Below are 19770 nucleotides of genomic sequence, written 5' to 3'. Positions count from 1 at the left end.
GACCAAATGGAAGTATTACAGCAGCTTGGCTCTTACTATTCGCAAAACGGCAGTTATGTGCTGCAAGAGTTTTCCCGCCATTTTCTGATGTCGGTGTACGGCGTTTTGTTTGCGGCCATCGTCGGCATTCCGCTTGGCATCCTGATTGCCAGGTACAGAACATTAAGCGGCTGGGTTTTCGCCGTCACGAACGTGATCCAGACGGTGCCGGCGCTCGCCATGCTGGCCGTGCTGATGCTAGTGATGGGGCTTGGCGCGAATACGGTCATTCTATCGTTATTTCTTTATTCACTGCTGCCGATCATCAGAAATACGTACACAGGCATTGTCAGCATTGAACATGCCTATCTTGAATCCGGAAAAGCGATGGGTATGACAAAGTTTCAAGTGCTGCGGATGGTCGAGCTTCCGCTGGCGCTTTCTGTCATTATGGCCGGCCTCCGCACCGCGCTCGTCATTGCCATCGGCATTACTGCCATCGGGACATTTGTCGGCGCCGGAGGCCTTGGAGACATCATCGTCAGGGGGTCAAACGCAACAAACGGGACCGCGATTATATTAGCTGGCGCGATCCCGACAGCCCTTATGGCGGTGATAGCTGATTTGGTCATGGGCTGGCTTGAACGCGCGTTAAGCCCGATTAAAAAGAAAAAGAAAAAACTGGCCAGTGCAGCTTAATAATAAAAAAACGCCTTGTTCATGACAGGGCGTTTTTTACGGTTTCGGCACATATTTAAAAATCTCTTCACTCTCAAAAAACTCAATCAGACGGCCGAGCCAATTGTAATAGTCGAGCCATTCCTTTAATTCCTTCAACAGCTCATTCACCTTTTCTTCCGCTTCAGGAGAAAGCTCTCCATCCAAGATACTGAGCAGCTCTCGGTTGAGTTTTTTATGCATCATTTTATTTTTGCTGACGACTTTGCTCCAAGTGGCTGTAAACAGAGTGATAAAGGTTTGGTAGTAATCCTCTTCAACATCGTATAAGTCTTTTCGCACGCCCTTTTCGAACACCTTCTCGGCGATGTTGGCATCGAGCATGTCCCGCACGACCTGGCTCATTCGCGTTTTGCTCATGCCGGTCGCTTCTGATAATTCCGTCAGCGTCATCGGCTTGCGATTCATATAAATAATGCCCAGCACACGTCCAACGGTAGAGGGCATTCCAAATGCATGCATGTTTTCCGCGATTCTTTCTATAAGGTGGTCTTCAGTCTGTTCAATTATCGTTAACGGATCTTTATCCAACAGTTTCAATCCTTTCAGCTAACAATTCCGATGTCAATATACCACATTTTTGATGAGGCGGAAATGCTGTAATCATAGAATTTGGCAGGAAATTGGAGCAATAAGGAGATCATTACCGGTCAATACGGGTAAATCAGGGTTTACACATAGTTTATAAATAATATGAACAAATTGTAAACTTTTTATTTTATAAACTTTATTCTATAATGGGAAGCATTCAATTATCTGAAAAATTAAATATGAACTGAACGAATTGAATGAATTTAATTTTGGAGGTGCGATGTTTGCTGACATTAAAAAATGTCTCGAAAACATATAAGGGCGGCAAAAAAGCTGTGAACAGCGTGAATCTGGAAATTGAAAAAGGTGAATTTATTTGTTTTATCGGTCCAAGCGGCTGCGGAAAAACGACAACGATGAAAATGATTAACCGATTAATTGAGCCGTCAGCCGGTCAGATTTTTATTGACGGCGAGAACATGATGGAACAGGACCCGGTAGAACTCAGGCGTAAGATCGGCTATGTCATTCAGCAGATCGGACTGTTCCCCCATATGACCATTCAGCAGAACATTTCACTTGTGCCTAAGCTGCTGAAATGGCCGGAGCAGCAGCGGAAAGAACGTGCGCGTGAGCTTTTAAAATTGGTCGATATGGGACCTGAATATTTAGACCGTTATCCTCATGAATTAAGCGGGGGACAGCAGCAGCGAATAGGTGTATTACGGGCACTTGCCGCGGAACCGCCGCTTATCTTAATGGATGAACCGTTTGGGGCGCTTGACCCGATTACGAGGGATTCCCTTCAGGAAGAATTTAAAAAACTGCAAAAAACCTTACATAAAACCATCGTATTTGTTACCCATGATATGGATGAAGCGATTAAGCTAGCAGACCGGATCGTCATTTTAAAAGGCGGAGAGATTGTGCAGATCGGAACGCCTGATGATATTCTGAGAAATCCGGCAAATGCATTTGTTGAGGAGTTTATCGGCAAAGAGCGCCTGATTCAGTCATCAAGTCCTGATGTTGAGCGGGTTGATCAAATGATGAGTACACACCCGGTGACCATTACGGCGGATAAAACGCTCTCTGAAGCGATCCAGCTGATGAGGCAGGAGCGTGTCGATTCGCTGCTGGTGGTAGATGACAGCCATGTTCTTCTAGGCTATGTAGATGTGGAAATCATTGATCAATGCCGGAAGAAAGCCGAGCTCGTAGGCGAGGTCCTTCATCAAGACATCTATACCGTCTTGGGCGGAACACTGCTGCGGGATACAGTACACAAAATTTTAAAACGGGGTGTAAAGTACGTGCCGGTTGTAGATGAAGACCGCCGTTTAATAGGAATTGTGACGAGAGCGAGCCTGGTTGACATTGTGTATGAGTCCATCTGGGGAGAAGAAAAACAGCTCGCAGTATTGTCATAGGGAGGTTGTGAGACATGGATCATATCATTGAATTTTTGCAAACCAACGGAGGCGAGCTGCTTTACAAAACATATGAGCATATCACCATTTCTCTCATCGCCGTCATTTTAGGCGTGGCTGCCGCTGTGCCTCTTGGGATTGTGCTTACCAGAATGAAAAAAGGAGCCGGCACCATTATCGGCATTGTGAATATCATTCAGACGCTGCCTAGTCTGGCAATCCTCGCTTTCTTTATCCCGCTCTTGGGAGTCGGAAAAGTTCCGGCTATTGTGGCCTTGTTTTTCTATTCCGTTTTGCCGATCCTGCGCAACACGTATACCGGGATTCGCGGCGTTAATAAAAATCTGCTTGAATCAGGAAAAGGCATCGGGATGACGGCCGCTGAACAAATCCGCCTCGTGGAACTGCCGCTTGCCGCGCCCGTCATCATGGCGGGGATCAGAACATCCACGATTTATTTAATCGGCTGGGCGACGCTTGCATCCTTTATCGGAGGCGGCGGATTGGGTGATTACATTTTCATCGGCCTGAATTTATATCAGCCGGAATATATCCTCGGAGGAGCGGTTCCCGTCACGATATTGGCGATTGTCATTGATTATGTGCTGGCGTTGACGGAACGAAAAATCACGCCTGCCGGACTGCAGGGAATGAAGGAAGTTTCATAAGGAGGCTGCTCATGAAAAGACAACATCTTAAATGGCTGAGCGGATTTACGCTCGCAGTAATGCTGATGCTAAGCGGCTGTTCGCTTCCCGGGCTCAGCGCCGCTTCAGACCAGACCATCAAAATCGGCGCGCAAAGCATGAGTGAATCAGAAATCATCGCAAGCATGCTTGGACAGCTGATCGAACACCATACGGATCTAAAAACAACAACCATTAAAAATCTCGGCTCCAACGCGGTGCAGCAGCAGGCCTTGATGAACGGAGAAATCGATATTGCGGCCACAAGATATACCGGCGATGCGCTGACAGGAACGCTGAGAATGGAACCTGAAAAAGATCCAGACAAAGCGCTGGCGCTGACACAGCGGGAGTTTAAAAAAAGATATGATTTAAAATGGTATGACTCCTACGGGTTTGATAATACGTATGCCTTTACCGTCAGCAAGAAGCTTGCGGACCAATATCATTTAGAAAACGTATCAGACGTCAAAAAATGGGCGCCGCAATTAAAGCTGGGCGTCGACAATTATTGGATGAAGCTGAAAGGGAACGGCTATCAGGATTTTACAAAAACCTATGGCATGACATTCGGCGGCACGTATCCGATGCAGATCGGGCTTGTGTATGACGCGGTGAAAAGCGGAAAAATGGACATTGTCCTCGCTTACTCCACGGACGGGAGAATCAAGTCCTATGATCTCAAAATGCTAAAGGATGATAAACAATTTTTCCCGCCGTACGACTGTTCTCCGGTTGTTCCGGAACAGGTGCTTAAAGAACATCCTGAACTGGAAGGCATCATTCAGAAAATGATCGGAAAAATCGATACAGCCACGATGCAGGAGCTTAACTATGAAGTTGACGGTAACCTAAAGGAACCGTCTGTCGTTGCTAAGGAATATTTGCAAAAGCATCACTACTTCGAATCGTGAAAGGGGGATTGACCAATGAATGTGCTTGAACAGTTAATGAGGTATTATGCACAGAACGGCAGCTATGTCATGGAAGAATTTGGCCGCCATTTTCTTATGTCGGCTTACGGCGTCTTGTTTGCTGCTGTCGTCGGGGTTCCGGTCGGCATCCTCATTGCGCATTTCCGCCGCTTGTCAGGATGGGTATTCGCCGTAACAAATGTCATTCAGACGATTCCGGCGCTCGCCATGCTGGCAGTCCTGATGCTTGTCATGGGGCTCGGTGCAAACACAGTGATTTTATCATTATTTCTGTATTCCCTGCTGCCGATTATCCGAAACACGTACACAGGCATTGTCAGCATTGAACACGCATACTTAGAATCAGGAAAAGCGATGGGAATGACGAAATTCCAAGTTCTTCGGATGGTTGAGCTCCCGCTCGCGCTTTCTGTCATTATGGCAGGCCTTCGAACGGCTCTCGTCATCGCTATCGGCATTACAGCAATCGGCACATTTGTCGGCGCCGGCGGCCTTGGGGATATGATCGTCCGCGGGTCAAACGCCACAAACGGAACGGCGATTATTCTAGCCGGCGCGATTCCGACTGCGGTGATGGCGGTTGCGGCTGATTTGCTCATGGCTTGGCTGGAGCGGGTGTTACATCCGGTCAAGAAAAAAAGAACCAAGGTGAGGCGTATTCAAACAGCTGCATAAGAACAAAAAAAGAGGCTTGGATGATTACAGCCTCTTTTTTCTTATTTAAATTGTAAACTGATCCATTTTCTGATTAAGTTCTTTCGCCAAACGCTCAAGCTCCTCAGCATTTTGAAGCACTTGATCCATTGAATGGGCGGATTGCTCGGTAATGGAAAATGTTTCTTCAATGCCGGCGGCGGATTCTTCAGAAACGGAGGCGATGTTTTCAATCGATTGGTTAATTGTGATCGATTGGTTTGTTAACTGCTTTAATCCGTCCGTTACTTCCTTAATGCTGTCCGCTACATAGGTGACCGATTGCTTAATGTTCTGCATGGCCTGTCCGGTGTCAGTCAGGTTTTCAGTACCTTTTTCTACTTCGGTAAAGCTGCTTTCCAGGTATTGAATGACAGTGTTGATTTCCTGCTGTGTGCCCCCAACTATTTTAGTGATATCCTGAACGGAGTCAGATACGCCGTCTGCGAGCTTTCGGACCTCCTCGGCCACAACAGCGAAGCCTTTGCCGCTTTCTCCTGCGCGGGCTGCCTCAATTGCGGCATTAAGTGACAATAAGTTCGTTTGCTCGGCAATGCCGTTGATGACCTGAACAAGCTTGTTGATGTCCTGAGAATGCTGTTCCAGCGATCTCACTTTATGAACGGCCTCTTGAACGATATGATGGATTGTTTTCATTTGCTGCACTGACGTATCCATATTTTCGTTTCCGTTTACGGCGAGTTCGAGTACGTTTTGAGACGTATCGCTGATCGTCATGCCGTGATTGTAGGCTTTATCAATGCTTTCTGTAAATTCATTCATTGATTCGGCGATCGTCACAGCGTCTTGCGCCTGCTGCTCGGAGCCTTCAGCCATTTCGTTCATCGTTTCGGTAATATGCCTGCTGCCGGTTCTTGTTTCATTCGTTGCAGTGGTCAGCACCTGTGATGAAGAAAGCACGCGGGTGGAGATTTCTTTTGAATATCCGACGATATCTCTTAAATTCCCTACCATTTTCTGAAGCGCTTCGTTCAAATCGCCGAGCTCGTCTTTTGAGGCCAGCGCCTCTATGTCATTTGAAAGATTGCCTTCGGCGATCTCATTCGCAGATGACTTCATTCGAATAATCGGTTTTACAATGCTGCGATTGATATAAAGCCAAATGCATATGCTGATGGCGATGGAGGCTGCCAGAAGCAAAGCCGTGTAAATCAGACCTTTATGATAAACATCCTTGGTTTCTTTCACCGCCGTGTTGCTGCCTTCTTTATTAAAGTCAACAAGTTCAGTGATTGATTTTTTCATATCCTCAAAGCTTGCTTCAGTCTGTACCAATAACCCCCTTGCTTTATCTATATCATTCGTGCGTCCGCTCTCTAAAATCTGGCTATGAATATTCGTATAAGAGTTGACTTCAGTCTTGAGCTGTTCGAAAATGCTGCGTTCTTTGTCATTAGAGATTGTCTTTTCATAGTTATCAAGCTTTTCATTGATATCCTTAAGGATCTGGTTCATATCTTGGTCCAGGGTATCCATTTTATCTTTGTCTGTATAAATCAAGAAATCCTTTTCCTTAGAGGAAAGGTGCTCTGTCAAATAATTAATAGATGTAATTTCTTTAATGCCGTCTATCCATTTTGTATTGATTTCATCTGTCTTTTTGATGATGTGCTGCATATTGAAAGCGCCTATTCCACATATAAGCAGATTGATGAGAATCAGTGTCAAAAATACCAGGCTGAATTTGCGGGAAATCGTCAGTCGCATATAAGTGTTCTCCTTTTAAAAAAGTGATGTGATGTACTATATATCGGCTGAGAAATTGTTTTTTCACCTGGAAATAAAAAATAAAAAACGGCTCTTCTCTCCGTGGAGATAGAACCGTTTTAGCAATTACATATGAAAGGAAGGGTCAATCCATTCAGTAGCCCATTTGGAGATTTCACCCAGAATGGGCGCTAACGCCATTCCTTTGTCGGTTAATGAATATTCGATGCGAACCGGAGTTTCGGGGATGACGTCCCGCTTAACCACTCCTTCAAGCTCAAGTTCTTTCAGCCTTTCTGACAGAACTCTGCCGCTTAGATTTGGAAGTGCTGCTTCTATTTCGCTAAATCGCTGCTGACCGTTCAACAGCTGAAAAACGATTAAAGCAACCCAGCGTTTGCTCAAGATGTCGACTGCTTTTTCAAATCTAGGACACATTTCTGATTGGTTCATACTTTTCACCTCGTCTGTCATTATTATAACGCAAATAACGAGGGAACGTATGCATGCGTGATTGATAAAATGCGGAAAGAGACGCAGAGGATTACGTGGAAGAGGAGCGTTTTTTCGCTTCGGAAGCTAAAAAATCGAAGTATTTGCTGAGATTTTCAATATCCTGCTTGGAGAGATGCCGCCATTTTTCGCTGTTAAAAAGAGACAGGTTCTCCGTTCCGCGAGTGACAGCCGTCTGATAAATCGCATAAATAGACTGATAGCTTTCAGAAGCCTCTCGAATTTCTTCAGGAAAAGCGGTAATGTGCCCTGCGGCTGCCATCAGGTTTTCGTGCGGTATTTTCAGCACCGCTGCGAGCTTTTTTATGGTCGCGGGCTTTGGTGTGCCGCGCTTGCCGTTTTCTATTTTTGAAATGGTCGCTGAGCTGATGCCCGAGTACACCGCAAGCTGATTCACTGTCAGTTTGCGGGCGCGGCGCAGCGCCCTTAATTCCTGTCCGAATGTTGACATGATGATCGCCTCGCATTTCTGGAAAGAGTTATTGATCAGCAGATCGTTTTTTGGCTTCGTCTGAAATAAAAGAGAAATAATGATCCAGCATGAGCAAATCCTCTTTGTTGAGATACTGCCATTTTTCACTCTCAAGAAGGGCAAGATTTTTCAGGTCATAAGCCTCCGCCTTTTCAAGCAGCTGGCACTTCGTTTCATAAGTCGCTCTGGCTTCATGAACCTCTTCGATATATCCCGCTTTATACATAAGCCCTTCATAAGGAATTTTTAAGGCCTCCGCCAATTTTTTTGATGGTGGCAGGTTTAGGAACGCCGCGTTTGCCGTTTTCAATTCTGGAGATGCCGGCCGCGCTTACACCGGAATAAGTCGCCAGCTGGTTGACTGTCAGCTTTCTCTCCTCACGCAATGCCCGTAATTGTTCGCCGAAGCTTTCCATATGTCTCACCCCGTCCCTCACTATTACTCATATTTTAGTATGTTTATTGACTAAAGGGAATAGGTAGGCTGGAAATGTATTGACAAAAGTTAACATACGCCGTAATGTAAATGTATAGAAAAAGTTTTTTCATGAACGGAAGGTGAGGAAAGTGCCAGTAGAAAAGATACAGATTAGACGTGATTATGTATTGCAGTATATGGTCAATAACGATTATTCCCTCAATCAGCTTGCGCTGGAAATCGGAGTCTCACCCGCCACACTGAGCCGTGTGCTGAATGGAGAAAGACGGCCGGGGCAGCTTGTGATCGGAAAAATGCTTCACTATTTTGACTTGAAGTTTGAGGATCTTTTTTACTATGATTTTGTTGACAAAAGTCAATGATATAAGAACGCCTGGGGAACCAAGCGTTTTCTAAGCCTTATCATCAATGTGTCAAAACAAAACCCGTCACAAGTTCATTGCATGTTTTCCATTGTTTTGTCGGCAGCTGATGGCCTTGGTATTCCAGCCTGAAAAATTCAGCGTGGCTGCATGCTTTCCGGTAATAGCCTGCATGTGCAAAGGTCCAGTCGCGCAGGCCGCCATACATAAACAGCATCGGCATGTTAAAACGGGGCAATTGTTCAAGGCAGCTGTAGCGGAGCGAATCCCGATAATATTGATACCAATGGCCGAGGTCAGCTTTTTTCATATGACTCGTTAATAGATTTCGGAGCTGTCTGTTTTTCGTATGGCTGCTGGCGATAATTTTCATCAGCATGCCGGGACTTTTTTCAAGAAGATACATTCCCATTTTGTGAAGCTGCTGACCGGCCATGGTATGAACAGCGGGGTAAGTGCCGGCCAACACCAAATGAGATACTTTGTCCGGCCGGATGAAGCCAATGTGCTGTGCGATTAAGCTGCCGGCGGAATACCCGAATACTGCAGCCTGATCAATGTGCAAACGATCCATAAATTGCACGATCTCGTTTGCGTAATAGGAAATCGAGATTTGCTGGTCTGCATGATCGCTGTCGCCATGTCCGCTTAAATCGGGAAATATCACCCTGAAATGATCCGCCAGAAGGCGCTGATAATAAAAAACCTTGCGGCCCATGCCCGGCGGGTGAATAAAAATGATAGGGATTCCCTGTCCATATTCCTCATAATATAGATGTTTCTTATTGGCTGTGCTGATGATCGGCATTGTTGTTCTCCCTTTTCGCTCAATTCATACGAATAGGCTAACCAAAACAAAATGTCTTATCCGGTCTTTTGGCGTCTGATACGGCGTGACATGGCAAACCTTTTCATGTAAAATAGAAGTAATGTAGGCCAGTGAGTCTGGAGGTGTAAGGGATGCACGCGGTTTTGATTACCTTATTGGTTATCGTCAGTATTGCACTTATTATTGTCGTTTTGCTTCAATCCAGTAAAAGCGCCGGATTATCTGGTGCGATTTCAGGCGGAGCGGAGCAGCTCTTCGGGAAACAAAAAGCAAGAGGTCTTGATTTGATTCTGCACCGCATTACTGTTGTGCTGGCAGTCTTGTTTTTCGTGTTGACGATTGCGCTTGCTTATATCCTATAGGGCAATGTTTGTATAAGGTCTGATGTAAAGTCAGGCCTTTTTCACGTTTCTGGCTGATATTCAGAGCGTTTTTTTCTGATCAAACTGTGGAAAACTAAAATGATCGTGCAGAAAGAAAGGGAGAAATGAGCATGAAAGTTGTGACACCAAAACCATTTACATTTAAAGGCGGAGACAAAGCGGTGCTTTTGCTGCACGGCTTTACAGGGAATACAGCAGATGTGAGAATGCTGGGACGTTATTTGAATGAACGGGGCTATACGTGCCACGCGCCTCAATATGAAGGACACGGCGTTCCGCCTGAAGAATTGGTACATACGGGGCCTGAAGACTGGTGGAAAAACGTCATGGATGGCTATGAATATTTAAAATCTGAAGGCTATGAGGACATTGCTGCCTGCGGACTGTCGCTTGGCGGGGTTTTTTCGCTGAAATTGGGTTACACTGTACCCATAAAGGGAATTGTTCCAATGTGCGCGCCAATGCATATTAAAAGCGAAGAGGTCATGTATCAGGGCGTCCTTTCCTACGCGCGCAATTACAAAAAATTCGAGGGGAAAAGCCCGGAGCAAATAGAAGAGGAAATGAAGGAATTTGAAAAAACGCCGATGAATACCCTTAAGGCGCTGCAAGACTTGATTGCCGATGTGCGAAAGAATGTCGATATGATCTATTCTCCGACATTTGTTGTGCAAGCCCGTCATGATCACATGATTAATACCGAAAGTGCCAATATTATTTACAATGAAGTGGAAACTGACGATAAACAGCTGAAATGGTATGAGGAATCAGGCCATGTTATCACGCTGGACAAGGAACGGGACATCGTACATCAAGATGTGTATGAATTTTTAGAGAAGCTGGATTGGTAACCAACAGGAGGTCGGATTATGGAAAAAGAAGCATTTATGGATAAGCTTCTCTCGTTTATGAAGGAAGAGGCGTACAAGCCTCTGACTGTTCAGGAACTTGAGGAGATGTTACAGATTACGGATGCCGAGGAATTTAAAGAGCTCGTCAAAGCGCTGGTTGCGCTGGAGGAAAAAGGGCTTATCGTGCGGACGAGAAGCGACCGCTACGGCATTCCGGAAAAAATGAATTTAATTAAAGGAAAGCTTTCTGCGCATCCGAAGGGATTTGCCTTTTTGCTGCCTGAGGATACGTCGTTAAGCGATGTGTTTATTCCGCCTAATGAGCTGAATACAGCTATGAACGGCGATATCGTCATGGTACGCCTGAATTCGCAGTCAAGCGGCTCCAGACAAGAGGGTACCGTCATTCGCATTTTAGAAAGAGCGATTCAGCGGGTAGTCGGAACCTATACAGAAACAAAAAACTTTGGTTTTGTCATTCCGGATGACAAAAAAATCACAAGCGATATCTTCATTCCTAATAGCGGAAAAAATGGCGCGGCTGAAGGGCATAAGGTGGTTGTTAAGCTGACCAGCTATCCTGAAGGCCGAATGAATGCAGAGGGTGAGATTGAATCCATTCTCGGCCATAAAAATGATCCGGGCATTGATATTTTATCAGTCATCCATAAGCACGGACTGCCGGGTGAATTCCCTGCCGATGCAATGGAACAGGCGACAAGCACGCCTGATACGATTGATGAAAAAGACCTGAAAGACCGCCGTGATCTCCGTGACCAGGTCATTGTCACCATTGACGGAGCGGACGCGAAGGACTTGGATGATGCGGTTACAGTGACAAAACTGGATGACGGCAGCTATAAGCTTGGCGTTCACATTGCCGACGTCAGCCATTACGTGACTGAAAACTCGCCGATTGACAAAGAAGCGATGGAAAGAGGAACGAGTGTGTATTTGGTTGACCGTGTGATTCCGATGATTCCGCACAGACTGTCAAACGGTATTTGTTCATTAAATCCAAAGGTTGACCGCCTGACACTTTCTTGTGAAATGACCATCAACAGTCGGGGAGAAGTCACAGAGCACGAAATCTTCCAAAGCGTCATCAAAACAACGGAAAGAATGACATATTCCGATGTGAATCAGATTCTTGTTGATGATGATGAAGAATTAAAGCGAAAGTACGAACCGCTCGTACCGATGTTCAAAGACATGGAGCGGCTGGCAGAAATTCTTCGCGAAAAGCGGATGAACCGCGGCGCCGTGGATTTTGACTTTAAAGAAGCAAAGGTGCTTGTCGATGAAGAAGGCGCGGTCAAAGACGTTGTGATCAGAGAACGATCTGTCGCCGAAAAACTGATTGAAGAATTTATGCTTGTTGCGAACGAAACCGTTGCAGAGCATTTCCATTGGATGAACGTTCCGTTTATTTACCGGATACACGAAGAGCCTAATGCTGAAAAACTGCAAAAGTTTTTAGAGTTTGTGACAACATTTGGATATGTTGTAAAAGGAACGGCGGGAAATATTCATCCGCGCGCGCTGCAAAGCATTCTTGACGCTGTTCGTGACAGACCAGAGGAAACAGTGATTTCTACTGTCATGCTACGTTCCATGAAGCAGGCGAAATACGACCCGCAAAGCTTGGGGCACTTCGGCCTGTCAACGGAATTCTATACCCATTTCACATCGCCGATCCGCCGTTATCCGGATTTAATCGTCCACAGATTGATCAGAACGTACTTAATCAACGGCAAGGTCGATGAAGCGACACAGGAGAAGTGGGCTGAACGGCTTCCGGATATCGCTGAACATACTTCATCAATGGAACGCCGTGCAGTTGACGCAGAGCGTGAAACAGATGATCTGAAAAAAGCGGAATATATGCTTGATAAAATCGGTGAAGAATTCGACGGCATGATCAGCTCTGTGACAAACTTCGGGATGTTTGTCGAGCTGCCGAATACAATTGAAGGACTCGTCCACGTCAGCTTTATGACGGATGACTATTATCGCTTTGACGAGCAGCATTTTGCGATGATCGGCGAGCGGACGGGGAATGTGTTCCGTATCGGAGATGAAATTACAGTCAAAGTCGTTGACGTCAATAAAGACGAGCGCAATATTGACTTCGAAATCGTCGGTATGAAAGGCACCCCGCGCCGTCCGAGAGAAATGGACAGCCGCAGCCGAAAACGCGGAAAACCTGCCAGAAAACGCGTGTTAAGCACAAATACGCCTGTATCTCCTGCTCCTTCCGAGGAAAAAGGGGAGTGGTTCACAAAGCCGAAGAAGAAAAAGAAAAAACGCGGCTTTCAAAACGCACCGAAGCAGAAACGTAAAAAGAAGAAATAGCAGCTCAACCAGCAAATAGGGCGCAGTGCTCTATTTGCTTTCTTTCGGAAACAGCTTTTCATTGTAGCCATGCGTGACATTTGGTAAAATAGAGCGTATCGCAAAGGTCGACAGTTTTTCCTTAGTGAGAGGAGGTTCTGGCATGCCGAAAGGGTCAGGAAAAGTATTATCACAAAATAAAAAAGCCAATCACGATTATTTTATAGAAGAAACATATGAAACAGGCATTGTATTGCAAGGAACAGAAATCAAAGCGATTCGCGCCGGCCGCGTGAATCTTAAAGATTCCTTCGCCAAAATCGAACGGGGAGAAGTATTTCTCCACAATATGCACGTCAGCCCGTATGAGCAGGGAAACCGCTATAACCACGATCCGCTCCGGACGAGAAAGCTGTTAATGCACCGCAAGGAAATTAACAAGCTGATCGGCTTAACGAAGGAAAAAGGGTATTCTCTCGTTCCGCTCAAGCTGTATTTGAAAAACGGCTTTGCCAAAGTTCTTCTCGGTCTGGGTAAAGGGAAGAAAAACTATGACAAACGTGAAGATCTGAAGCGCAAGGATGCGAAGCGTGAAATTGAAAGAGCGTTCAGAGACAGTCAAAAAGGGTTCTAAAAGCATAACGCTTGATACTGAAATCCAGCCTGTGCTATACTGATTTCACGATGAGATGACACGGTTTTTTCTTGAAGGATTTGTCAATTGAAATGAGCCGTGATCATGTTATAATAGGAATGTAGCCAGTTTGAGTGAGAGCTTGATATTTCTCCCGTATTTCCCTTATAACAAGGGGACGTTACGGATTCGACAGGGATGGATCGAGCTTGAGCTGCGAGCCGAGAGGCGATCTCGTAAACACGCACATAAATATAACTGGCAAAACTAACAGTTTTAACCAAAACGTAGCATTAGCTGCCTAATAAGCGCAGCGAGCTCTTCCTGACATTGCCTATGTGTCTGTGAAGAGCACATCCAAGTAGGCTACGCTTGCGTTCCCGTCTGAGAACGTAAGAAGAGACAAACAGACTAGCTCTCGGAAGGCCCGCCCGCAGGCAAGAAGATGAGTGAAAACACAAATATGCAGGCTACGCTCGTAGACGCTTAAGTAATCGATGTTTCTGGACGTGGGTTCGACTCCCACCGTCTCCATACATACTTTGTAACCGCAGTGCTATCAAGGCTTCTAAAGCTTTCGAGGGCACTGCGGTTACTTTTTGGTAACACTTTTAAAATTTTTCGTTTTCCATGAAGCCAATAACGTCATTTGTGTAGACGGATAAAGGTGACTATACTTGTTCAATGCGATGACCAATGGATTGCATTTTTTATTGATTAAGTATGACGCATGTGAATGTCTGAAGTCGTGGATCACCCCTGATTTTCTAAGGTATTTTTCGTAGCGTCTATCAATTGTGCTAGTCGCTATGCTATCGTAAAAAGAACCAAAAATCCTATAATCTGATTTTACTGGCGCTGTGTTTTCAGCGCCATTTTTATGTCTTTTAAAAGAGACAGTTATTCTATCGGCTCTCTCTGAATCTGCATGTGAATTTTATCCCTAATCCCAATTATTCGGGAGATGCAATTGAGATGGTATGGGAGGTTTGGGACATAGTGTTAGGGGAGCTGTACACATGAAAAAGAACAAAGGAGGTTATGTAAGCTTGTCGGGCACTGCGTACTCACTGGATTTTAGTAAATACACAGTGTTGCATGAACTTGATTCAAAGCACCTTTACTTAAGTTAAGTGCATCTTCCAAACATCCTTGAATACTACTGATTCTGACATTCGTATAATTATATTCTTTATTCATATATAAGCGGAAAGCGATCATGCCATCTTTTTGACCTGCAGTCTAAGGAGACTTTTCAAGCCCATCCTCTTTGACTGTATACCCCGTCTCTTTGTCAAAAACTAAAATCTTAGTAAAGATGTACTCAACTTCTGCTAGAGATTTTTTAACTTGTTCTTCAGTTAAGCCATCTTAACCATCCTCCGGATTCAATTGGGTTGCTGAACTGCTGGTGCTATTGTCGCAATAGCAAGAAAGAAAACCGACGCCGGAAAAAACAATCTATTCAACATGTGTGAACACCCCCTTTTTTGAAATGGTAAAAGCAACATACATTTTTCAAAAGAAGGGTTTTAATCATAATAAGTCAAATATCGACAGAAGATTGTTACCACAAATGCAAAGCAAGAAACGAAAACGCCCATGCCAATATGCCGAACATTACAAAGAACCTAAGAAAAGTTTCATATCTTGTAAGTCTTCGTTCTCTTTTTGTTTTACCTAATCTCCAATACAGGGCGTAGCCGGAGAATAATAAAATGATTTGTCCAAATTGCGACACAGATTCTAAAAATTCTATACCATTCATTGATTTTCACCTCGTTTATTTATGAGAAAAAAATAAAACAGACTTGCAGAGAGTCTGCTTATACCGCTTATCCAAAGTACCCATTTTCTTCGGTTTAAAAATCGCTTGAGGGTGAAATGGCTTGCACGTCGGTTAATAAAGTAAGGCTGAATGCTGTTGGTTAAATGCCCTATCCTTATTCGCCTATTTACCCATCACATATTAGTTTTATTATCGCAAATGGAAAGATAAATTCCAATATTTACTTTAAAATTAGTAATTTGTCATATGTCTAATGGTATAAAGGAATGTCGTTTCCCTTATCCAGCAGTACCTTTTACAGGTTCTGCTTCAATTTTTTTCGTATAACAGGCACCAAAAAGTGCGTACTTCCATCTGAATCCCAGCTGTTTCATACTGGTTTTACAGCAGATGTTTTACCAATCGCATTTCTGTTAATAAATAAGAGGAAACAAAAACGGAGGGATGAACGAATGAAATTGAATTTACATGACAAAACCGCACTGGTGACCGGCTCAACGTCGGGGATCGGCAAAGCGATTGCCGCTTCGTTAGCGGAAGAAGGCGCGGCGGTTATCATTAACGGCCGCCGGGAAGAAAAAGTGAATCAGACGATAGACGATTTGAAAACACAGCATGCAGAGGCTGTGTTTTATCCGGCCGCATTTGATCTTGGAACCGAAGAAGGCTGCAATGATCTGTTTCAGGCATATCCGCAGGTTGATATTTTGGTCAATAATTTAGGGATTTTTGAACCGGCAGAGTATTTTGATATCCCCGATGATGAGTGGTTCCGATTTTTTGAAGTGAATATTATGAGCGGTGTGAGGCTCACACGCAAGTATTTACACAAAATGATAGAGAAGAAAGAAGGCCGGGTGATTTTTATTGCCAGTGAAGCGGCAATCATGCCTTCTCAGGAAATGGCCCATTACAGCGCGACGAAAACGATGCAGCTTTCCATTTCCCGCAGCTTGGCGGAGCTGGCAACCGGCACAAATGTAACGGTAAATACAGTCATGCCGGGTTCAACCTTAACAGAGGGAGTGGAAACAATGCTGAACTCTCTTTATCCTGGTGAAAACCTGACTGTTCAAGAAGCTGAGGCCCGTTTTATGAAGGAAAACCGTCCGACTTCAATTATCCAAAGGCTGATCCGGCCGGAAGAAATCGCTCACTTTGTTACATTCCTAAGCAGCCCGCTGTCTTCCGCGATTAATGGCGCGGCACTTCGGGCGGACGGCGGTTTGGTCCGCAGCGTCTTTTAGTAAACCTCTCCCTCTGGGAAGAGGTTTTTTTATTGTATTGATTTCCAGAACCTGCTGACGTATAATTTTGGTACCATAAAAGTTTTTATAGTACCGAAAGCGAGGTGATGGATTTGGAAAAAAGAATATTGGCGGAAACCATTCGCCTGATCAGACAGAAAGGTTTTTCATTTACAATGAACGATCTGGCGGGAGCGCTTGGAACAAGCAAGCGGACGCTTTATGCGCATTACCCGTCGAAAGATCAGCTTGCGGAGGCCGTCGTGGCGCAGTTTATCGCGGAGATGAAGCAAATGGAAAAGAGCATCTATGAAGATGAGACCCTAGATGCGCTTGAAAAGGTGAAGCAAATGCTGATCGGTCTTCCAAAGGAATTGGATCTGCTGAATATGGGGTTATTACAAGAGCTGAAGAAATCCCATTACGATGCGTGGCTCAAATTAGACACGTTTATGAAGGAAGAATGGTCAGTTGTTATTGGATTGTTAAACGAGTGCAGGGAGCAAAAGAAGATTAGAAATATCAACATTGATTTATTGGTTCAAATGTATATAGGAAGCATCAACCAAGTGTATGATCCTGATTATCCGCTCAAACATCAGTACACGACAGGAGAGGTTCTTGAATCAATCGTAGATGTATTATGTAACGGGATAACAGAAAAATGAGGAGGCTGGTGGCGCGTGCAGTGGATGTTTTTATGTTTGGCCATTTTATTTGAAGTTGCCGGTACGGTCAGTATGAAGCTTTCAGCGGGTTTCACAAAGCTTCTGCCGAGTGTGCTATTGATGTTTTTTTATGGCGGGAGTCTTTTCTTTCTGACGCTTACGCTCAAATCTATCGATGTATCTGTTGCTTACGCTGTCTGGTCGGGGATGGGCATTGTCCTGATCACAGTTGTCGGGTTTTTGTATTTTCAAGAGAATATAAGTGTCATGAAACTGATTTCAATCGGGCTGATTATTGCCGGTGTAGTATCTTTAAACCTGATCGATCAAGGGGCGGAGCCTCAAACGGTACATAAAAGTGAGCAGTAACATGAGAGTGATGAAACTGTTCTTTCTCGTGACGGATGTCGGTTTTATATTGTACTGGCTGTCTGCCGGCTTTTCATTAATGCCGGAAAGCTGGGCCTTTAAACATTATCAAGACCCGTTTATGATCGCCTGGAATTGGTCCTTTTTTCCATTGGATATTTTAATCTCCATTACTGGTTTGTACAGCTTGTATTTGCAGCGCATCAAAAGAGCAATATGGAGGCAGATGGCGCAGATTTCTCTTGTGCTGACCTTCTGTTCAGGCCTTCAGGCTTTATCATTCTGGACATTTAGCGGGGATTTTGATCTTGCATGGTGGCTGTTTAATGGATACCTTTTGATTTATCCTTTATTTTTTATTCACAGACTTTTATCTAAGCAGTGCGAGTAGCACTGTTTTATTTTTTGAAAACACTTTGTTTTCCGAAAAATAAAACGATATAATATGTAATATATTGCATATTACATGTCGGGAGGATATACGTTGGCGACTCAGAAACAACGGTTGTACAGCTTTTTAATGGTGATTGTCGGAGCTGCTTTTTGGGGATTATCGGGAACGGTTGCCCAGCATTTATTTGAAACGAGTGATGTATCGGTGGAGTGGCTTGTAACGGTACGTTTACTGTTATCAGGCCTGTTGGTGCTGATTATTGTGTCCGCCGGTAAAAACAGGAGGGCAGTTTGGGGCATATGGAAAGATAAAAAAGCGGCTGTCCAGCTTATTGTTTTCGGGATTGCCGGCATGCTGGGTGTTCAGTATACATTTTTAGCTTCAATCGGAACCGGAAACGCAGCGGTGGCCACGCTGCTTCAATACTTAGCGCCTGTTCTGATTATGCTGTATTTGCTTCTGACCCAAAAGAATTCATTTCAGTTTTCCGATTTTTTTGGGCTATTATTGGCTTTATCAGGCACTTTTTTGCTGCTGACAAATGGAAACATCAGCAATTTAACAGTTTCTCCTTTATCTGTTGTATGGGGTCTTCTTTCTGCTGGCGCGCTTGCCTTCTATACGCTGTATTCCAGTTCTCTTTTGAAAGCATGGGGGTCGGCTCTCGTCATTGGCTGGGGGATGCTGATCGGGGGCGTCGGCATGAGTTTTATTCATCCGCCTTGGGCTGTACAGGCAGAAGGCTGGACGGTTTCTGGAATTGCATCGGTCGCTTTTATTGTTATTTTCGGAACGTTATTGGGATTCTGCATGTACCTAGAAAGTTTGAAATATTTATTCCCGCAAGAAGCGAGCATGCTGGGATGCACTGAGCCGGTTGCCGCAGTCGCGTCTTCAATTCTGTGGCTTGGCGTGTCCTTTGGGTTGTTTCAAGCAGCAGGAGCGGCATGCATTTTAGTCATGATTTTTGTCCTTTCACAGAAGAAAAGTGCCGGCAAAACGGCAGCATTAAAAAACCAAACCCATATTCAGAGGTGATGCTTTGTGCCGATACCGTCAAATGCCCCGAAGCCGAAACGGCAGACTGCCAAAAAGCTTGCTTTTGAGCAAATTCAAAAGTGGATCGTGGAAGGAGTGCTTGTGCCCGGAGAAAAATTGAATGACGATGCGTTGGCTAAAGCGCTAGGCGTCAGCAGAACACCGGTCAGAGAGGCTTTGCAATTATTAGAGATGCAGGGGTTTGTTGAAATGTCTCCGGGGAAAGAAACAAGAATTTCACAGATTGAAAAAAATGATGTCTTCAAAGTCTATCCGCCGATGGCGTCTCTCCAGTCCGCCGCTGCCGAATTGGCAATTGAAAACATTCAATCGTCTCATATAGAGCAGCTGACAGCCATCAATCACGAAATGAAAGCGGCAATTGACCGAAACGAAATCTATGAAGTGCTTGGCATTGATAAAGCGTTTCATGATGTGATCATTGAGGCGGCTGATAATGAATATATCCGCAATTTTACCTCAGTTCTTCACATGCATATTCTTCGGCTTGAGTACCTTTTTTTCAAGTCTCCGCAGAATTCAATTGAAGAACATAACCAAATCATTCAGGCATATAAGGAGAAAGACCGGAAAAAGGCGGCTGAGCTGACATACAGCAACTGGATTAAACCAATGCATGACATTGCGAAAAAACTTGTGTAATGAAGGCAGAGAAGATATGTCTCTGTCTTTTTTAATGAGAGCATATCCAATGAGAAGATGAGTCT

General features: G+C 44.6%; 22 protein-coding genes, 1 other RNA gene and 1 pseudogene. 17 read left to right on the top strand and 7 right to left on the bottom strand.

The features are described 5' to 3' along the window. Positions 1-6 precede the first annotated feature (6 nt). Positions 7-678: a glycine betaine/carnitine/choline/choline sulfate ABC transporter permease OpuCD gene (gene opuCD, locus AU387_RS04005; RefSeq protein WP_044159134.1), complete on the top strand. Its 672-nt coding sequence runs from the start codon at positions 7-9 to the stop codon at positions 676-678. Between the two features lie 36 nt (positions 679-714). Here the strand turns inward: opuCD and AU387_RS04000 are convergent, their stop codons facing one another. Beyond that, on the bottom strand, positions 715-1248 hold the full coding sequence (locus AU387_RS04000; RefSeq protein WP_044159132.1) for a GbsR/MarR family transcriptional regulator: 534 nt from the start codon (positions 1246-1248) through the stop codon (positions 715-717). A gap of 284 nt (positions 1249-1532) precedes the next feature. Here AU387_RS04000 and opuBA point away from each other — a divergent pair, with 284 nt between their 5' ends. Genes opuBA through AU387_RS03980 form a run of 4 tightly spaced genes read left to right on the top strand, consistent with a single transcriptional unit; the run spans position 1533 to position 4974 of the window. Next, positions 1533-2678 (top strand): choline ABC transporter ATP-binding protein OpuBA, encoded by a 1146-nt coding sequence (gene opuBA / locus AU387_RS03995; RefSeq protein WP_059334917.1) that lies wholly within the window; start codon positions 1533-1535, stop codon positions 2676-2678. Between the two features lie 14 nt (positions 2679-2692). Next, complete coding sequence (locus tag AU387_RS03990) at positions 2693-3346, top strand: ABC transporter permease (RefSeq protein WP_044159130.1); 654 nt, start codon at positions 2693-2695, stop codon at positions 3344-3346. A gap of 11 nt (positions 3347-3357) precedes the next feature. Then, complete coding sequence (gene opuBC / locus AU387_RS03985) at positions 3358-4278, top strand: choline ABC transporter substrate-binding lipoprotein OpuBC (RefSeq protein ID WP_059334915.1); 921 nt, start codon at positions 3358-3360, stop codon at positions 4276-4278. 15 nt (positions 4279-4293) lie between these two features. Further along, entirely contained in the window at positions 4294-4974 is a 681-nt protein-coding gene (locus AU387_RS03980; RefSeq protein WP_059334913.1) for an ABC transporter permease, read from the top strand. Between the two features lie 45 nt (positions 4975-5019). Here AU387_RS03980 and AU387_RS03975 read toward each other — a convergent pair whose 3' ends face one another. The 4 genes and pseudogenes from AU387_RS03975 to rghR all read right to left on the bottom strand — a co-directional run bounded on the left by AU387_RS03975 (position 5020) and on the right by rghR (position 8121). Then, complete coding sequence (locus tag AU387_RS03975; RefSeq protein WP_059334911.1) at positions 5020-6720, bottom strand: methyl-accepting chemotaxis protein; 1701 nt, start codon at positions 6718-6720, stop codon at positions 5020-5022. A gap of 126 nt (positions 6721-6846) precedes the next feature. Next, complete coding sequence (gene catR, locus AU387_RS03970; protein ID WP_010331897.1) at positions 6847-7173, bottom strand: catDE operon transcriptional regulator CatR; 327 nt, start codon at positions 7171-7173, stop codon at positions 6847-6849. 91 nt (positions 7174-7264) lie between these two features. Then, on the bottom strand, positions 7265-7684 hold the full coding sequence (locus AU387_RS03965; protein ID WP_024122861.1) for a helix-turn-helix domain-containing protein: 420 nt from the start codon (positions 7682-7684) through the stop codon (positions 7265-7267). A 28-nt stretch (positions 7685-7712) separates the two neighbouring features. Further along, a pseudogene (gene rghR, locus AU387_RS03960) lies at positions 7713-8121 on the bottom strand (transcriptional repressor RghR). Positions 8122-8272: 151 nt separating this feature from the next. Here rghR and AU387_RS03955 point away from each other — a divergent pair. Further along, on the top strand, positions 8273-8506 hold the full coding sequence (locus tag AU387_RS03955) for a helix-turn-helix domain-containing protein (RefSeq protein WP_024122859.1): 234 nt from the start codon (positions 8273-8275) through the stop codon (positions 8504-8506). Between the two features lie 43 nt (positions 8507-8549). Here AU387_RS03955 and AU387_RS03950 read toward each other — a convergent pair whose 3' ends face one another. Beyond that, positions 8550-9314: an alpha/beta fold hydrolase gene (locus AU387_RS03950; protein WP_059334909.1), complete on the bottom strand. Its 765-nt coding sequence runs from the start codon at positions 9312-9314 to the stop codon at positions 8550-8552. A gap of 152 nt (positions 9315-9466) precedes the next feature. On the opposite strand from AU387_RS03950, the gene secG reads away from it, so the two are divergent. The 5 genes from secG (at position 9467) to ssrA (ending at position 14074) form a co-directional block, all read left to right on the top strand. Next, complete coding sequence (gene secG, locus AU387_RS03945; protein WP_003220028.1) at positions 9467-9697, top strand: preprotein translocase subunit SecG; 231 nt, start codon at positions 9467-9469, stop codon at positions 9695-9697. Positions 9698-9828: 131 nt separating this feature from the next. Continuing rightward, on the top strand, positions 9829-10569 hold the full coding sequence (locus tag AU387_RS03940; RefSeq protein ID WP_044159124.1) for an alpha/beta hydrolase: 741 nt from the start codon (positions 9829-9831) through the stop codon (positions 10567-10569). Between the two features lie 18 nt (positions 10570-10587). Then, on the top strand, positions 10588-12924 hold the full coding sequence (gene rnr, locus AU387_RS03935; RefSeq protein ID WP_059334907.1) for a ribonuclease R: 2337 nt from the start codon (positions 10588-10590) through the stop codon (positions 12922-12924). Positions 12925-13066: 142 nt separating this feature from the next. Beyond that, the gene (gene smpB / locus AU387_RS03930) at positions 13067-13537 is read left to right on the top strand and encodes an SsrA-binding protein (RefSeq protein ID WP_010331890.1); all 471 of its coding nucleotides are present in this window, start codon (positions 13067-13069) and stop codon (positions 13535-13537) included. A 174-nt stretch (positions 13538-13711) separates the two neighbouring features. Beyond that, positions 13712-14074: a transfer-messenger RNA gene (gene ssrA / locus AU387_RS03925) on the top strand. Between the two features lie 1030 nt (positions 14075-15104). Here ssrA and AU387_RS21900 read toward each other — a convergent pair. Continuing rightward, positions 15105-15305 (bottom strand): hypothetical protein, encoded by a 201-nt coding sequence (locus AU387_RS21900; RefSeq protein WP_044159121.1) that lies wholly within the window; start codon positions 15303-15305, stop codon positions 15105-15107. A 473-nt stretch (positions 15306-15778) separates the two neighbouring features. On the opposite strand from AU387_RS21900, the gene AU387_RS03915 reads away from it, so the two are divergent. The 6 genes from AU387_RS03915 (at position 15779) to AU387_RS03890 (ending at position 19705) form a co-directional block, all read left to right on the top strand. Then, positions 15779-16573 (top strand): SDR family NAD(P)-dependent oxidoreductase, encoded by a 795-nt coding sequence (locus AU387_RS03915; protein WP_059334906.1) that lies wholly within the window; start codon positions 15779-15781, stop codon positions 16571-16573. Positions 16574-16686: 113 nt separating this feature from the next. Continuing rightward, on the top strand, positions 16687-17241 hold the full coding sequence (locus AU387_RS03910) for a TetR/AcrR family transcriptional regulator (RefSeq protein ID WP_059334904.1): 555 nt from the start codon (positions 16687-16689) through the stop codon (positions 17239-17241). Positions 17242-17256: 15 nt separating this feature from the next. Continuing rightward, positions 17257-17610 (top strand): DMT family transporter, encoded by a 354-nt coding sequence (locus AU387_RS03905; RefSeq protein ID WP_024122852.1) that lies wholly within the window; start codon positions 17257-17259, stop codon positions 17608-17610. 1 nt (position 17611) lies between these two features. Continuing rightward, positions 17612-18001: a YvaD family protein gene (locus AU387_RS03900; RefSeq protein WP_059334903.1), complete on the top strand. Its 390-nt coding sequence runs from the start codon at positions 17612-17614 to the stop codon at positions 17999-18001. Between the two features lie 93 nt (positions 18002-18094). Further along, entirely contained in the window at positions 18095-19042 is a 948-nt protein-coding gene (locus AU387_RS03895; RefSeq protein WP_059334901.1) for an EamA family transporter, read from the top strand. Positions 19043-19048: 6 nt separating this feature from the next. Then, entirely contained in the window at positions 19049-19705 is a 657-nt protein-coding gene (locus AU387_RS03890) for a GntR family transcriptional regulator (protein ID WP_059334899.1), read from the top strand. Positions 19706-19770: the final 65 nt, after the last annotated feature.

It is taken from the genome of Bacillus halotolerans (assembly GCF_001517105.1).
GTDB classification, from domain to species: domain Bacteria; phylum Bacillota; class Bacilli; order Bacillales; family Bacillaceae; genus Bacillus; species Bacillus halotolerans.
Note: the sequence above shows the minus strand (reverse complement) of the source record. Positions and strands in the feature narration are given on the sequence as shown.

Coding starts and splice junctions, on each gene's coding strand:
- rnr (WP_059334907.1), top strand. CDS start 10,588: ATGGAAAAAGAAGCATTTATGGATAAGCTTCTCTCGTTTATGAAGGAA.
- AU387_RS03915 (WP_059334906.1), top strand. CDS start 15,779: ATGAAATTGAATTTACATGACAAAACCGCACTGGTGACCGGCTCAACG.
- AU387_RS03980 (WP_059334913.1), top strand. CDS start 4,294: ATGAATGTGCTTGAACAGTTAATGAGGTATTATGCACAGAACGGCAGC.
- secG (WP_003220028.1), top strand. CDS start 9,467: ATGCACGCGGTTTTGATTACCTTATTGGTTATCGTCAGTATTGCACTT.
- AU387_RS03900 (WP_059334903.1), top strand. CDS start 17,612: ATGAGAGTGATGAAACTGTTCTTTCTCGTGACGGATGTCGGTTTTATA.
- catR (WP_010331897.1), bottom strand. CDS start 7,173: ATGAACCAATCAGAAATGTGTCCTAGATTTGAAAAAGCAGTCGACATC.
- AU387_RS03990 (WP_044159130.1), top strand. CDS start 2,693: ATGGATCATATCATTGAATTTTTGCAAACCAACGGAGGCGAGCTGCTT.
- AU387_RS03975 (WP_059334911.1), bottom strand. CDS start 6,720: ATGCGACTGACGATTTCCCGCAAATTCAGCCTGGTATTTTTGACACTG.
- opuBC (WP_059334915.1), top strand. CDS start 3,358: ATGAAAAGACAACATCTTAAATGGCTGAGCGGATTTACGCTCGCAGTA.
- smpB (WP_010331890.1), top strand. CDS start 13,067: ATGCCGAAAGGGTCAGGAAAAGTATTATCACAAAATAAAAAAGCCAAT.
- opuCD (WP_044159134.1), top strand. CDS start 7: ATGGAAGTATTACAGCAGCTTGGCTCTTACTATTCGCAAAACGGCAGT.
- AU387_RS03950 (WP_059334909.1), bottom strand. CDS start 9,314: ATGCCGATCATCAGCACAGCCAATAAGAAACATCTATATTATGAGGAA.
- AU387_RS03965 (WP_024122861.1), bottom strand. CDS start 7,684: ATGTCAACATTCGGACAGGAATTAAGGGCGCTGCGCCGCGCCCGCAAA.
- AU387_RS03940 (WP_044159124.1), top strand. CDS start 9,829: ATGAAAGTTGTGACACCAAAACCATTTACATTTAAAGGCGGAGACAAA.
- AU387_RS21900 (WP_044159121.1), bottom strand. CDS start 15,305: ATGAATGGTATAGAATTTTTAGAATCTGTGTCGCAATTTGGACAAATC.